This is a genomic window from Pseudomonas sp. PDM03 (genome assembly GCF_014852385.1).
GTDB classification, from domain to species: domain Bacteria; phylum Pseudomonadota; class Gammaproteobacteria; order Pseudomonadales; family Pseudomonadaceae; genus Aquipseudomonas; species Aquipseudomonas migulae.
In genome coordinates this window covers 1-14,972 of sequence record NZ_JACVBM010000034.1, presented here as the reverse complement: position 1 = coordinate 14,972, position 14,972 = coordinate 1, and the positions used below count along the sequence as shown (strand labels likewise).

The 14,972-nt window shown below is 60.4% G+C and carries 13 protein-coding genes; 9 read left to right on the top strand and 4 right to left on the bottom strand.

What is annotated here, in order from left to right; translation table 11 throughout:
* Positions 1 to 2 precede the first annotated feature (2 nt).
* From ispG to IB254_RS28575, 7 genes are all read left to right on the top strand, one after another.
* Positions 3 to 1,112: a flavodoxin-dependent (E)-4-hydroxy-3-methylbut-2-enyl-diphosphate synthase gene (gene ispG / locus IB254_RS28605; protein WP_007903603.1), complete on the top strand. Its 1,110-nt coding sequence runs from the start codon at positions 3 to 5 to the stop codon at positions 1,110 to 1,112.
* 23 nt (positions 1,113 to 1,135) lie between these two features.
* Entirely contained in the window at positions 1,136 to 2,425 is a 1,290-nt protein-coding gene (hisS, locus tag IB254_RS28600; RefSeq protein WP_192420776.1) for a histidine--tRNA ligase, read from the top strand.
* 42 nt (positions 2,426 to 2,467) lie between these two features.
* Positions 2,468 to 3,109, top strand: a complete 642-nt coding sequence (locus IB254_RS28595) for a tetratricopeptide repeat protein (protein ID WP_008025516.1) — start codon at positions 2,468 to 2,470, stop codon at positions 3,107 to 3,109.
* Entirely contained in the window at positions 3,102 to 4,253 is a 1,152-nt protein-coding gene (bamB, locus tag IB254_RS28590) for an outer membrane protein assembly factor BamB (protein ID WP_032828591.1), read from the top strand. The genes IB254_RS28595 and bamB overlap by 8 nt, the downstream gene beginning before the upstream one ends.
* A gap of 139 nt (positions 4,254 to 4,392) precedes the next feature.
* Positions 4,393 to 5,862, top strand: a complete 1,470-nt coding sequence (gene der / locus IB254_RS28585) for a ribosome biogenesis GTPase Der (RefSeq protein WP_008025521.1) — start codon at positions 4,393 to 4,395, stop codon at positions 5,860 to 5,862.
* Between the two features lie 210 nt (positions 5,863 to 6,072).
* A complete protein-coding gene (locus IB254_RS28580) occupies positions 6,073 to 7,221 on the top strand; it encodes a pyridoxal phosphate-dependent aminotransferase (protein ID WP_192420774.1) in 1,149 nt (382 codons plus the stop codon).
* A complete protein-coding gene (locus IB254_RS28575; protein ID WP_192228441.1) occupies positions 7,209 to 8,000 on the top strand; it encodes an amidohydrolase in 792 nt (263 codons plus the stop codon). Before IB254_RS28580 ends, IB254_RS28575 begins: the two co-directional genes overlap by 13 nt.
* Before the next feature lie 194 nt (positions 8,001 to 8,194).
* Here IB254_RS28575 and leuA read toward each other — a convergent pair whose 3' ends face one another.
* The gene (leuA, locus tag IB254_RS28570) at positions 8,195 to 9,874 is read right to left on the bottom strand and encodes a 2-isopropylmalate synthase (RefSeq protein WP_008025530.1); all 1,680 of its coding nucleotides are present in this window, start codon (positions 9,872 to 9,874) and stop codon (positions 8,195 to 8,197) included.
* 388 nt (positions 9,875 to 10,262) lie between these two features.
* Here leuA and IB254_RS28565 point away from each other — a divergent pair, with 388 nt between their 5' ends.
* Entirely contained in the window at positions 10,263 to 10,619 is a 357-nt protein-coding gene (locus tag IB254_RS28565; RefSeq protein WP_192420772.1) for a hypothetical protein, read from the top strand.
* 132 nt (positions 10,620 to 10,751) lie between these two features.
* Here the strand turns inward: IB254_RS28565 and IB254_RS28560 are convergent, their stop codons facing one another.
* From IB254_RS28560 to IB254_RS28550, 3 genes are all read right to left on the bottom strand, one after another.
* The gene (locus IB254_RS28560) at positions 10,752 to 11,573 is read right to left on the bottom strand and encodes a M23 family metallopeptidase (protein ID WP_192420770.1); all 822 of its coding nucleotides are present in this window, start codon (positions 11,571 to 11,573) and stop codon (positions 10,752 to 10,754) included.
* A gap of 3 nt (positions 11,574 to 11,576) precedes the next feature.
* Positions 11,577 to 12,956, bottom strand: coding sequence for an exodeoxyribonuclease VII large subunit (gene xseA / locus IB254_RS28555; RefSeq protein ID WP_032832722.1), 1,380 nt, complete (start codon positions 12,954 to 12,956; stop codon positions 11,577 to 11,579).
* A gap of 77 nt (positions 12,957 to 13,033) precedes the next feature.
* Complete coding sequence (locus IB254_RS28550; protein WP_192420768.1) at positions 13,034 to 13,981, bottom strand: LysR family transcriptional regulator; 948 nt, start codon at positions 13,979 to 13,981, stop codon at positions 13,034 to 13,036.
* Positions 13,982 to 14,081: 100 nt separating this feature from the next.
* On the opposite strand from IB254_RS28550, the gene IB254_RS28545 reads away from it, so the two are divergent.
* Positions 14,082 to 14,849 carry a sulfite exporter TauE/SafE family protein gene (locus tag IB254_RS28545; RefSeq protein WP_192420766.1) on the top strand — a complete coding sequence of 256 codons (768 nt, stop codon included), beginning with the start codon at positions 14,082 to 14,084 and terminating at the stop codon, positions 14,847 to 14,849.
* Positions 14,850 to 14,972 lie beyond the last annotated feature (123 nt).

Below are 14,972 nucleotides of genomic sequence, written 5' to 3'. Positions count from 1 at the left end.
TCATGCACGGCGAATCTCCAATCAAGCGTCGCGAATCCCGGAAAATCTGGGTCGGTAACGTGCCTGTTGGCGGCGATGCGCCCATCGCTGTGCAGAGCATGACCAACAGCGACACCAATGACGTTGCCGCCACCGTCGCCCAGATCAATCGTCTGGAAGCCGCTGGCGTCGATATCGTGCGGGTTTCCGTGCCGGACATGGACGCCGCCGAAGCCTTCGGCAAGATCAAGCAACTGGTCAAAGTGCCGTTGGTGGCCGACATCCACTTCGACTACAAGATCGCTTTGCGCGTAGCCGAACTGGGCGTTGATTGCCTGCGGATCAACCCGGGCAACATCGGTCGTGAAGACCGCGTGCGTGCGGTGGTCGATGCCGCCCGTGATCGCGGGATTCCGATCCGCATCGGCGTCAACGCCGGTTCCCTGGAAAAAGACCTGCAAAAGAAATACGGCGAGCCGACCCCGGCCGCGCTGGTCGAATCTGCCCTGCGTCACGTCGAGCACCTTGAGCGCCTGAACTTCCAGGACTTCAAGGTCAGCGTGAAAGCCTCCGACGTGTTCATGGCCGTCGCCGCTTACCGCTTGCTGGCCAAGGAAATCGTCCAGCCGCTGCACTTGGGCATCACCGAAGCCGGTGGTTTGCGTTCAGGCACAGTGAAATCCGCCGTGGGCCTCGGTATGCTGCTCGCCGAAGGGATTGGCGATACTATCCGCATCTCGTTGGCGGCCGACCCGGTCGAGGAAGTGAAAGTCGGCTACGACATTCTCAAATCCCTGCACCTGCGTTCCCGTGGCATCAACTTCATCGCCTGCCCGAGCTGCTCGCGGCAGAACTTCGATGTGGTCAAAACCATGAACGAGCTGGAAGGGCGCCTCGAAGATCTGCTGGTTCCGCTGGATGTCGCGGTCATTGGTTGCGTGGTCAACGGGCCGGGCGAAGCCAAGGAAGCCCATATCGGCTTGACCGGCGGCACGCCAAACCTGATTTACATCGACGGCAAGCCGTCGCAGAAACTGACGAATGACAATCTGGTGGATGAGCTTGAACGCTTGATCCGCCAGAAAGCGGCCGAGAAGGTCGAAGCTGACGCAGCTGTAATCGCTCGCGGCTGATCGAACGAATTTAAGGATTTAAAGTGAGCAAGTCTCTGCAAGCCATTCGTGGCATGAACGACATCCTGCCCGAACAGACTCCCCTGTGGCGTCATTTCGAGGGCACCGTTTCGCGTCTGCTGGATAACTACGGTTACAAGCAGATCCGCATGCCGATCGTCGAGTTCACCGAGCTGTTCAAGCGCTCGATCGGTGAAGTGACCGACATCGTCGAAAAAGAGATGTACACCTTCGAAGACCGCAACGGTGATTCGCTGACCCTGCGCCCTGAAGGCACGGCGGCTTGCGTGCGTGCGGTGCTCGAGCACGGCATCACTGGCGGCGGCCAGGTGCAGAAACTCTGGTACATCGGCCCGATGTTCCGCCACGAACGTCCGCAGAAAGGCCGTTATCGCCAGTTCCACCAGATCGGTGTCGAAGTGTTCAACCTCGACGGTCCGGACATCGACGCCGAGCTGATCGTGCTGACCTGGCGCCTGTGGGGCGAGCTGGGCATCCGTGATGTGGTCAAGCTCGAACTCAACAGCCTGGGCACCAGCGAATCCCGTGGTCGTTATCGCGAAGCGCTGGTCGAGTTCCTGTCCGCTCACCTGGACAAGCTCGACGAAGACAGCCAGCGTCGTCTGAAGACCAACCCGTTGCGTGTTCTGGACACCAAGAACGCCGACACTCAAGCGATCCTGGTCGACGCGCCGAAAATGGCCGACTACCTCGACGACGAATCCCGCGTGCACTTCGAGGGCCTCAAGGCTCGCCTGGACGCCGCCGGTATTCCTTACGTGATCAACCCGAAGCTGGTACGCGGGCTGGATTACTACAGCAAGACGGTTTTCGAGTGGGTCACCGACAAGTTGGGCGCTCAAGGCACCGTGTGTGCCGGCGGCCGCTACGACGGTCTGGTGGAACAGATGGGCGGCAAGCCGACCCCGGGCGTTGGTTTCGCCATGGGCATCGAGCGCCTGGTGCTGCTGCTTGAAACCCTGGAGCAGATCCCGGAAGAGATCTCCCGTCAGGTCGACGTCTATCTCTGCGCATTCGGCGAGGCTGCCGAACTGGCGGCCCTGACGTTGAGCGAGAAGGTGCGCGATCAGTTGCCCAACCTGCGTCTGCAGATCAATGCCGGCGCCGGCAGCTTCAAAAGTCAATTCAAGAAGGCCGACAAGAGCGGTGCGCTGTACGCGCTGATCCTCGGTGACGACGAAATGGCCCAGCAAGTGGTAGGTTTCAAACCCCTGCGTGGCCAGGGCGAACAACAAAGCATTGCCTGGGATGCGCTTGCTGCACACCTGGCCACCTGCGTCGTGCAGGGTTGAAGCTGTCATAAACAGCCGATTTAGCGATTAAGGAGTATTGGGGTGTCGAGTACCGAAGACGAACAGCTGGCGGATTTGAAGGACTGGTGGACACGCAACGGCAAGCCCCTGGTCACTGGCGGCCTGTTGGCGCTGGTCATCGTGTTCGGCTGGCAGGCCTTTCAAAAGTATCAGAGCAATCAGTCGCAAGGCGCCTCGATGCTCTATCAGCAATTGCTCGAAACCACGCTGACGCCCAGCGGCAAGCCTGATGCCGCCCGTGTTTCGGACCTGGCCGGCAAGCTCAACAGCGAATTTGGCGGCAGCGCCTACGCGCAATACGGCAGCCTGTTCGTGGCGAAAGTCGCGGTCGACAGCGGCAAGCTGGATGACGCTGCCACCGAGCTGAAAGCCATCGTTGCCAAACCGGCCAACCCGGCACTGGGCGAAATCGCCCGTCAGCGCCTGGCGCAGGTACTGGCCGCGCAGAACAAGGTCGATGAAGCCCTGAAACTGCTCGAAGGCGATGCCGATAAAGCATTCCTCGCCACCCGCGAAGAACTCAAGGGCGACCTGCTGGTGCAGTTGGGTCGTACCGACGAAGCGCACGCTGCGTATCAAAAAGCCAAGGCGGCACTGTCGGATGAAGCGGCAGTCGGTGGCCTACAAATCAAGTTGGACGATCTGGCCAAAGGGGATGCGTGACGTGATCCGTTGGAAACATGCAGCATTGCTGGCTCTGGCCGTTTTGGCCGCGGGTTGCAGCAGCAACAGCAAAAAAGAATTGCCGCCTGCCGAGCTGGTCGACTTCAAAGAAGAAGTGGTCCTGCAAAAGCAGTGGAGTCGTTCGATCGGTGACGGTCAGGGCGAAACCTACAACATGCTGGTTCCGGCGATCGATGGCGATACCATCTATGCCGCCGACGTCACTGGCGTGGTGATGGCGATGGATCGCAGCAATGGCGACGTCAAATGGAAGAAAGACCTCGAACTGCCTGTTTCCGGCGCCGTTGGCGTAGGTTATGGCCTGCTCGTGATCGGTACGACCAAGGGCGAAATCGTTGCGATGGACGCCACCAACGGTGAAGAGAAATGGCGCGCTCGCGTGTCCAGCGAAGTTCTCGCGCCGCCGGCCAACAACGGTGACGTGGTGGTCGTTCAGACTCAGGATGACCGTCTGATCGGTCTGGATGCCTCCACCGGCAACCAGCGCTGGTTGTATGACAGCACGCCTGCGGTCCTGACCCTGCGTGGCACCAGTGCGCCGATCGTGACCAACCGCCTCGCGGTGGCTGGGCTGTCGACCGGTAAAGTGGTTGCGCTCGATATCTCCAACGGCGTGCCGGTGTGGGAACAGCGGGTTGCGATCCCACAAGGTCGTTCGGAACTGGAGCGCGTTGTCGATATCGACGGTGGTCTGCTGCTGTCCGGCGGTACCTTGTACGTCGCCAGCTATCAGGGTCGCGTTGCGGCACTGGACCTGGAAAGCGGTCGTCAGCTCTGGCAGCGTGATGCTTCCAGCTATGCCGGCGTTGCGCAGGGCTTCGGCACTGTGTACGTGAGCCTGGCTTCGGGCACCGTTGAAGGCGTTGACGAGCGTTCCACCACAGCCTTGTGGAGCAACGACTCGCTGGCTCGCCGTCAACTGTCGGCTCCAGAAGTGTTCTCCAGCTATGTTGCAGTCGGTGACATGGAAGGCTATGTGCACCTGTTGAGCCAGGTGGACGGTCGTTTTGTCGGCCGCGAACGCATCGACAGCGACGGCCTGCGTGCCCGTCCGCTGGTGGTGGGTGACACGATTTATCTGTATGGCAACAGCGGCAAACTGGAAGCCCTGACCATCAAGTAATGTTTTGACTATGCTTGGGGTTAACCCCCAAGCGGCCCCGTTCTGCGGGGCTCGCAGCGTTCTCAAACGCTGCCCCGAGCACCAGCCGCTGCCTCGCAGCGGCTTTTGTATTTTCTGAAATAACGAAGTGGAGAGCCGCATGGTTCCCGTAATCGCCCTGGTGGGCCGACCGAACGTCGGCAAGTCCACCTTGTTCAACCGCCTGACCAGGACTCGCGACGCCATCGTCGGCGACTTGTCCGGTCTGACCCGTGATCGCCAATACGGTGAGGCCAAGTGGCAAGGGCGTTCCTACATTCTGGTCGACACCGGCGGTATCTCCGGTGACGAGCACGGTATGGACGAAAAAATGGCCGAGCAGTCGCTGCTGGCCATTGAAGAAGCCGATGTCGTTCTGTTCCTGGTAGATGCCAAGGCCGGTTTCACCGCCGCCGACCAGATGATCGCCGAGCATTTGCGCAAACGTAACAAGCGTTCGTACGTGGTTGCCAACAAGGTCGACAATATCGACCCTGAAATGGCCCGCGCCGAATTCGCCCCGTTGGGCATGGGCCACGCGATCCCGATCGCCGGTGCTCATGGTCGTGGCATCACCCAGATGCTGGAAATCGCCCTGAGCGACTTCCCGAAAGACGAAGAAGAGCTGGAAGAAGGCGAGGAAGAGGACGTTGCCGAAGGCGAGGAAGCCAAGCGCATTCCTGGCCCAAGCGAAAAAGACGGGATCAAGATCGCCATCATCGGCCGCCCGAACGTCGGCAAGTCGACCCTGGTCAACCGCATGCTCGGTGAAGACCGGGTCATCGTGTATGACCAACCCGGCACTACCCGCGACAGTATCTACATCCCGTTCGAGCGTAACGACGAGAAGTACACGCTGATCGACACCGCCGGTGTGCGCAAGCGCGGCAAGATCCACGAAGAAGTCGAAAAATTCTCCGTGGTCAAAACCCTGCAAGCGATCAAAGACGCCAACGTGGTGATCTTCGTGATGGACGCCCGCGAAGGCGTGGTGGACCACGACCTCAACCTGCTGGGCTTCGCCATTGAGTCGGGTCGTGCGCTGGTTATCGCGATCAACAAGTGGGACGGCATGACGCCGAGCGAGCGGGACTTCGTGAAGGTCGAGCTGCAACGTCGACTGTTCTTCGTTGACTACGCAGACATCCACTTCATCTCGGCGCTGCACGGCACGGGCGTGGGCAACCTCTACGCTTCCGTACAGAACTCGTTCAAGTCCGCGGTCACCCGCTGGCCGACCAACCGCCTGACCCAGATCCTGGAAGATGCGGTTGGCGAGCACGCGCCACCGATGGTCAACAACCGCCGGATCAAGCTGCGTTATGCGCACTTGGGTGGTGCCAACCCGCCGATCATCGTGATTCACGGTAACCAGATCGAGAAGGTGCCGAAGTCTTACGTGCGTTACCTGGAAAACACTTATCGTCGCGTCTTGAAGCTGGTCGGTACGCCGATCCGCATCGAGTTCAAGGGCGGCGAGAACCCGTACGAAGGCAACAAGAACTCGCTCACTGACCGTCAGGTCAACAAGAAGCGTCGCTTGATGTCGCACCACAAGAAGGCCGACAAGAAGCGCCGCGACAAGCGCTGACGCCGCTGTAGGAGCCGGCTTGCTGGCGATGGCATCAACGCGGTTTATCTGAAACACCGTGGTGATACTATCGCCAGCAAGCCGGCTCCTACAGGGTTCGGCAGTAAAAAGGGTACTCACCAGAGTGCCCTTTTTTTATGGGCGCCGTTTGGCTATCCTCGGGCTCTCCCGCGCCGCCGTTAGAGCCGGGTGTAGAGCAGGGAATCACCGATGATCACCAGTAAGCTGCCGAATGTCGGCATCACTATCTTCACGCAGATGTCTCAGCTCGCGGCGCAAACCGGGGCGATCAACCTGTCACAGGGTTTTCCCGATTTCGATGCCCCGCAAGCCTTGTGCGATGCGGTCGGTCGGCACATTGCCAATGGCCACAACCAGTATTCGCCAATGACCGGCCTGCCGGCCCTGCGTCAGCAAGTGGCGGCGAAGATCGCTCGCAGTTACGGCGTCAATGTCGATGCCGACAACGAAGTGACCATCACGCCCGGTGCCACCCAGGCGATCTTCTGTGCCATTCAGGCGGTTATCCACAGCGGCGACGAAGTGATCGTGTTTGATCCGTGCTACGACAGTTACGAGCCGTCGGTGGAGTTGGCCGGTGGTCGTTGCGTGCATGTGCAACTCGGGCTGAATGATTTCTCCATCGATTTCCAGAAACTGGCTGATGCCATCACCCCGCGCACGCGGATGATTGTGCTGAACAGCCCGCACAACCCAAGCGGCGCGTTAATCAGCCGTGCCGAGCTCGATCAGTTGGCGGATCTGATCCGTGATCGCGACATCTACCTCGTCAGCGACGAAGTCTACGAACACCTGGTATTTGACGGTGTGCCTCACGTCAGCGTGCTGAATCACCAAGAGCTGTATCAGCGCGCCTTCGTGGTCAGCTCGTTCGGCAAGACCTATCACGTCACCGGCTGGAAAACCGGCTACGTGGTCGCACCGCCGGCCCTCACGGCGGAGCTGCGCAAGGTGCACCAGTACGTCAGTTTCTGTGGTGTGACGCCGTTGCAATACGCCTTGGCCGACTTCATGGCCGAACACCCGGAACACATTGAAGAACTGCCGGGCTTCTACCAGGCCAAGCGCGATCTGTTCTGCGATTTGCTGACACCATCGCGTTTCAGTTTCACCCGCGTCACCGGCACCTATTTCCAGTTGGTCGATTACTCGCAGATCCGTCCCGACCTCAACGACGTCGAGATGGCGCTGTGGATGACCCGCGAACACGGCGTGGCGAGCATCCCGATCTCGGTGTTCTACCAGACGCCACCCGAAGGCCAGCGCCTGGTGCGCCTGTGCTTCGCCAAACGCGAGGAGACCCTGCGTGAAGCAGCGGCAAAACTATGCGTGATCTGAGTGCATTGCCGAATCTGACCATCGCGCTGATCCAGACAACCCTGGCCTGGCACGACCGCCAGGCAAATCTGGAGCATTTCGAGCAACTGCTGGAGCAGGCTCGCGGCGCGGACCTGATCATCCTGCCGGAGATGTTCACCACCGGTTTTTCCATGGAGTCCGAGACGCTTGCCGAGGCGGAAAACGGTCCCACCAGCAAATGGTTGCGCGTCCAGGCGGCAAAACTCGATGCGGTGATCACCGGCAGCATCATCGTTCAGGCCGCTGACGGCAGCCATCGCAATCGCCTGTTGTGGGCGCGACCGGACGGCGAAGTCTGGCATTACGACAAGCGCCACTTGTTCCGTATGGCCGGCGAGCACAATCACTACACGCCGGGCGAGCGTCAGGTGCAGTTCGAGCTCAAAGGCTGGCGCGTCCGACCGCTGATTTGCTACGACCTGCGTTTCCCGGTGTGGAGCCGCGATGCCCAGGACACAGACCTGTTGCTGTACACCGCCAACTGGCCGGGTGCGCGGCGCCAACACTGGAACCGTTTGCTGCCGGCGCGGGCAATCGAAAACCTGTGCTACGTGGCGGCGGTGAATCGCATCGGCACTGACGGGAAAGGCTTTGCGTACACCGGCGACAGTCAGGTCCTGGATTTTCAGGGCGAGACATTGCTCAGCGCCGGTGAGGCGGACGGGGTGTTTCAGGTTGTTCTGGATGCAGCGGAACTGGCGGCTTATCGCACGCGGTTTCCGGCGAATCTGGATGCGGATACGTTCGAGTTCACCTGAAATTTTCGCTGCCTGACAGGACCCCATCGCCAGCAAGCCGGCTCCTACAGAGGACCGCGTCGGTCAGAACAACTCGGTCAACTGTAGGAGCCGGCTTGCTGGCGATGGGGCCGGGACAGACAACATAAATATTGCAGGCAAACAAAAAGGCCCCGAGGTTCACACCCCGGGGCCTTTTGCATTGTAGCGAAGGCTTACGCCGCTTTCGCTTCCGGCTGGCTCAACGAGCGGTTCAGCGCGCTGAACAGGGCCTTGAAGCTGGCGGTGGTGATGTTTTCATCGATGCCCACACCGTGCACCGCACGTTGGCCTTCCACACGCAGTTCAATGTAGGCCGCGGCCTTGGCGTTGGTGCCCGCACCGATTGCGTGTTCGTTGTAATCCATGATCTCCACCGGAATCGGCAGACCGGCCACCAGCGCTTCCAGCGCGCCGTTGCCTTTGCCGCGCCAGTGCAGGTTGGTTTCGCCCTGGCCCTTGCCGGAGACTTCCACTTCCACGGCGCTGTGACCGTTTTCTTCCTGCAGGCGATGGCTGACCAGCGCGTACGGGGTGTTGGCCTGCAAATACTCGCTGTGCAGCAACGCGTGGATCTGCTGGGCGGTCATTTCGAGGCCCAGGCGATCGGTTTCACGCTGTACGACCTGGCTGAACTCGATCTGCATGCGACGCGGCAAGCTGATGCCGTATTCCTGTTCCAGCAGGTAAGCGATACCGCCCTTGCCCGACTGGCTGTTGACGCGGATCACCGCCTCGTAGCTGCGGCCGATGTCGGCCGGGTCGATCGGCAAGTACGGCACTTCCCACAGGGCGTCCGGTTTTTGCTGGGCGAAGCCCTTGCGGATGGCATCCTGGTGGGAGCCGGAGAACGCGGTGTGAACCAGGTCGCCGACGTACGGGTGACGCGGGTGCACCTGGATCTGGTTGCATTCTTCGACGACTTTGCGCACGCCGTCGATGTCCGAGAAATCGAGCTCAGGGTGGATGCCCTGGGTGTAGAGGTTCAGTGCCACGGTGACCAGGTCGACGTTACCGGTACGCTCGCCGTTGCCGAACAGGCAGCCTTCGACACGGTCCGCACCCGCCATCAGGCCCAGTTCGGTGGCGGCCACGCCGGTGCCACGGTCGTTGTGGGTGTGCAGGCTGATGATCACGCTGTCACGACGGTTGATGTGGCGGCCGAACCATTCGATCTGGTCGGCATAGATGTTCGGGGTCGCGCATTCGACGGTGGCCGGCAGGTTGAGGATCACCTTGTGCTCAGGCGTCGGGTTCCAGACTTCGATGACCGCGTCGCAGACTTCCTTGGCGAATTCCAGCTCGGTGGCGCTGAAGGTTTCCGGCGAGTATTCGAAGGTCCACTGCGTGTCTGGCTGCTGGGCAGCGTATTTGACGAACAGCTTGGCGGCGTTCACGGCGATGGCCTTGATCCCGTCCTTGTCCTGGTTGAAGACAATGCGGCGGAAGGAAGGGGAGGTCGCGTTGTACAGGTGAACGATGGCTTTCTTCGCCCCGCGCAGGGATTCGAAGGTGCGCTCGATCAGGTCTTCACGGCCCTGGGTCAGCACCTGAATGGTGGTGTCGTCCGGGATGTGGTTGCCTTCGATCAGGGTACGCACGAAGTCGAAGTCGGTTTGCGACGCAGCCGGGAAGGACGCTTCGATTTCTTTCACGCCAACCTGTACGAGGGTTTTCCAGAAACGCAGCTTCTTGACCGCGTCCATCGGCTCGATCAGCGACTGGTTGCCGTCGCGCAGGTCGGAGCTGCACCAGATCGGCGCGGCGGTGATGGTCTTCGACGGCCAGGTGCGGTCCGGAATGTCGATGGTCGGGAACGCGCGGTATTTCGAAGACGGGTCTTTGAGCATGCTCATCGGGAAATCCTTATTGTGTGGGCCGAAAAAAGGCGGCCTGCCGGTGGATCAAAAGTTCTTGGGGAAAAGCGTAAAACGAGGCGTCGCGATTCAGCCCGGCAGTCGTGCGCTGACGAGGCACAGGCTGCGGTGCTGGCGAAGCTGAATGAGGGTGTGAGAGGTTTTCATGTCTTCAACCCTAACCGCGAGGGTGAAGGATGGCAAGCAGTCGAAAAAAATTGAGAGGAATACTCGCTAGCGCGTATTTATCGAGATTTTATTGCTGTGAGTCCCCGTGATTGTTTGGTTTTTTGCGCGAGCTTCAAGCGATGCGCAATTGATGGTTTGAGCACCGGGCGCTGACAGTCGGGCTATTCTTAAAGCCTCGACTGGCATTCAGGAGTCGGCGATGAACGAGTCTGACTGGAAGCAGTATTGCGTGTTACGGCCGGTGGCACATGAGCGGATGTGCGAGCGGATTTTGTCGGATGTCGAAAAAACGTTGCTGGATAAGAGCAACGCGCCCTACGAACGAATAGATGCCAGCGAGGAGCTGCTGAAAGCCGGGCAAAAGGAGCTGTACTGGGCGTTTGGTGTTTTCAGGTTTTCGCGTCATGAAGCCCGATCGCACCTGCTTGGGTTGTGCGCGCGGGAATTGATCACGGCAGAGGAGTTGAGCTGGTTTTCAGCGGAGACGCAGGAGTGGGTCAAACACTGCCTGGCGGATCGAGAGGTCCATGGGATAGAGGACCTGGACGCGGAATAATCGGCGTCAGTGATACCTCCTTCGCGAGCAAGTCGAATCGTCGCACCGCTCGCTCCCACATTTGTTCGGTGTGAACACGGTAAATGTGGGAGCGAGCCTGCTCGCGATGAGGCCATCAACCTCACCGAAAATCTAAGGTTGAAACGCACCAATGAAAATCGCCGGATCCACCCGCGCATCATTCAGGCTGACATTCCAGTGCATGTGCGGCCCGGTCGCCCGTCCGGTCGAACCGACCTTGCCAACCACGCCACCACGAGCCAGTTGCTGCCCCACCTTCACATCGATCTTCGACATGTGACAGAACATGCTGATAAAGCCCTGCCCATGGTCGACAAACACCGTGTTGCCGTTAAAGAAGTAGTTACCGATCAAAATCACCTTGCCCGCTGCCGGGGTCTTGATCGGCGTGCCAGCGCCCACGGCGAAATCCAGGCCAGAGTGGGGATTGCGCTCTTCACCGTTGAAGAAACGGCGCACGCCGAACTTGCTCGACAGCGGGCCGTTGACCGGTTTGTCCAGCAGCAGATTGCTCGGCGTATTCGGGCTGAACGTGCGGTACGCGGCAATCTGCTCGGCCAGTTCGCGCTCGATGCGCTTGAGATTGTCCGGGTCCGGGTTGACCTGTTGAGTGTTTTTCAACGTGATGCGCTGTTCCGGATACTTCTTGTTGCCAACGGTGAAACTCAGGTTGCGGCCACCGCTGCTGATGGACTGGGCACCCGGTTTGACGGTCAACGGCACACCGACAATCGCCAGCCAATTGTCCTGTTCCTTGACCACCAGCACCGGTTTGCCCTGATAGCTGGCTTTTGGCGCCTGGGCCGCCGCGCCCAGATCCACCACCGCCACGCCCCCCGGCACCGGTTTGTTCAACAGGCGGGTGATGTAGCTGTCGGCGTGGGCGTTGAAGGTCAGGCACAGCATCAGCAGTGGAGCTAAAAAACGCGACATGGATCAATCCAGTAAAGAAAGGGTGACAGGCGTCAGGTGATTGTCTTCGACCCGCACTTGCAGCTCGCCTTCACCCAGTTTGGCTTTCAGGCGCTGGCCGTTGTGGGTTTGCGCGGCGTTGCGGATCGCGTTGCCGCGCTCGTCGAGCAAAATGCTGTAGCCACGGCCGAGGGTCGCCAAAGGGCTGACCACGTGCAGGGTCTGCACCTGGCTTTGCAGTTGCAGACGACGGGACTTGAGCCCTTCGCGCATGGCCCGGGGCAGGCGTTCGGCGAGGCTGTCGAGGCGCTGACGCAACATCGCCAGTTGCCGCCCCGGATGTTGTCCGGCGAGGCGGGTTTCCAGGCGGATCAGCCGTTCGCGACGGGTATTGAGGCTGCGCTCGAAGGCGCGGCGCATGCGCATGTCCAGATCATCCAGACGTTGCGCCTGTTGGCGCAGACGTTCACCGGGATGGCGCAGGCGACGAGAGATGCCTTCCAGGCGCAGGCGATCACGCATCAGGCGGTCACGCATGCGCATCACCAGGCGGCGGTGCAGGCTTTCGACCCGACGCACCAGGTCGCTGGAATCCGGCGCCAGGAGTTCAGCGGCGGCGGACGGCGTCGGGGCGCGAACGTCGGCCACGAAATCACTGATCGATACATCGGTTTCATGGCCGACGGCGCTGACAATCGGCGTCACGCATGCATCCACGGCACGGGCCACGGCTTCTTCGTTGAAACACCAGAGGTCTTCCAGCGAGCCGCCGCCACGGGCCAGGATCAATGCGTCGAAACCACGGGCGTCCGCCAGTTTCAGTGCGCGGACAATTTGCGCCGTCGCTTCGCGGCCCTGCACGGCGGTGGGGATCAGCGTCAGTTGGATCTGCGGTGCGCGACGGCGGAACACGCTGATGATGTCGCGGATCACTGCGCCGGTCGGCGAACTGATGATGCCGATGCGCTGCGGATGCGCCGGCAGCGGCACTTTGCGCTCGGCGCTGAACAGGCCTTCGGCGCTGAGTTTTTCCTTCAAGGCATCGAAGGCCAGGCGCAGCGCACCGTCACCGGCCGGCTCGACGGTGTCGAGAATCAGCTGATAGTCGCCACGGCCTTCGAACAGCGAAACCTTGCCGCGCACCTTGACCGCCAGACCATCCTTCAGCGCCTGACGAACCCGCGCCGCGTTCTGCCGAAACAGCGCGCAACGTACTTGGGCGCCGCTGTCCTTGAGGGTGAAATACACGTGGCCGGACGCCGGGCGGGCGAGGTTGGAGATTTCGCCTTCGACCCAGATATTGCTGAACACGTCTTCGAGCAACACCCGCGCGCGGCCGTTGAGCTGGCTGACAGTCAGGACTTCACGGTCCAGGCCGAGTCTTGCAAAGGGATCTTTAATCATGGGGCGCATGATAAAGGCATTCTCCAACCGAATGCACGATCCCCTGTAGGAGCGAGCCTGCTCGCGATGGCAGTGTGTCAGTCGACAGTGCTATTGAATGCTAAACCGCTATCGCGAGCAGGCTCGCTCCCACAATGGTCTGTGCAGACATTTATGAAGTGTTGAATCAGCGCCGTGGGATTCTGCCGGCAGGCGAGGGCGACGGTGCTGTGGCAATCCGGGTCGGCCAGGGGCAGGAAATGAATGTCGGGTGGCGCGATGTCCTGCATCGACTCCGGCAGCAGCGCGATGCCGAATCCGGCTTGGATCAATTGCAGTTGCGTGGTTTTGCGCGAGACCACCCGCGCCGCCTTCGGGAAAAATCCCTGGCGCATACACAACTCGGCGGACAGATAACTCAAACCGCCGCGCTGCGGGTGAGGGATGGAGATAAAGGCTTCATCCTTCAACTGCGCCAGATCGATGCCCTGAGCGGACTTATCCACAACCAGCCGATGATTGGGTGGAACGGCCAGCAGCAATCGTTCGCTATACAAAGGAACAATCTGCACGCCTTCACGTTGGCGCAACACCGGCAGGCGCAGCAGCCCGACATCAAGTCGATTGTCGACCAACGCTTCAAGTTGCGCTTCGGAAGACAGCTTGACGATCTCCATGGACACGCCGGCCTGCTGGTCCAGATAAGTACTGATACCCCGTAGCAGGCGACCACTCATGGGCACGGTGCTGGAGTGACTCAGGCGCAAGGTTCCCAGTTGCCCGTTGCCCACTTGGGTGGCCATTTCACTGGCCTTGGTCAGCTCGTTCAGCAGGTTTCTGGCGCGCGGCAAGAACGCCTCGCCAGCGGCGGTCAGTCGCGGCTGGCGCGCCGTGCGTTCGAACAGCGGGGTTTGCAGGCGGGTTTCCATGTCCTTGATCTGCCGGCTCAAGGCTGACTGCGCAACAAACAAACGCTCAGCGGCTGCACTGAAGCTGCCGCACTCGGCGATTTCCACGAAGTAACGCAATTGACGGGTTGAAAGCACGAGTCATGCCTTTTTGAGATGAGAGGTCGGCTTTGAAGATATTAGTCGCAAGGCTCGGCGCTGGCTAAAGTCATCACAGGTATTTGATAAAGGCGTGCAGATGAACGTGCTGGAGTTGTTACACCAATGGCCATTCGGCGCGACGGATTGGCTGGTGATCGGCCTGGCCATCGCCCTGGCTTACATCGTGTTTGGCATCGCCGGGTTCGGCACTGCGTTGGTGGCGGGGCCGATTCTGATTGTGTTCATGCCGCTGTCGAAGATCGTGCCGTTGCTGGTGCTGCTGGATTTCGTCGCGGCGTTCGGCAATCTGCTGCCCTCGCGGCGGGATGTGGCCAGGCCTGAGTTGCTGCGGCTGTTGCCGTGCATGGCGGTGGGTTGCACGCTGGGGGTCATCTTTCTGCTGAACCTGAAATCCGACGTGTTGCTGCTGTTGATGGGGCTGTTTATCAGCGTCTATGCGGTTTACAGCCTGTGGGTCAAAACCCGGCCGACGCAGTTGTCTGCCGTCTGGGCAGTGCCGATGGGCACGGTGGGCGGGATGTTCGGGGCGTTGTTTGGCAGTGGCGGCTTTTTATATGCGATCTATTTGAACAGTCGGTTGCCGAAAGACGCGGGGCGGGCGACCCAGAGTGCGCTGATCAGTTGCAGCACCGTGGTGCGCCTGAGCCTGTTTGCTGTCGCGGGTGTGTATGCCGAGCTACCCTTGTTGGTACTGGCGCTGTGTTTGTTGCCGGCCATGGCGCTGGGGTTGTGGGTCGGCCGGCGGTTGACCATGCGATTGTCCCGCGAGGCGTTTGTGCGGCTGGTGACCTGGTTGGTGCTGGCCAGCGGGATTGCGTTGATCGGGCGGTATTTGAGTACTTGACCTCAGAGTGTCAGGGATTAAGCTGCCGCCCGCTCGGACGCCTTCGCGGGCAAGTCGGGTCGCCGCACCGCTCGCTCCTACAAAGGCAGGCGCAGAACCTGTAGGAGCGAGCGGTGCGGCGAC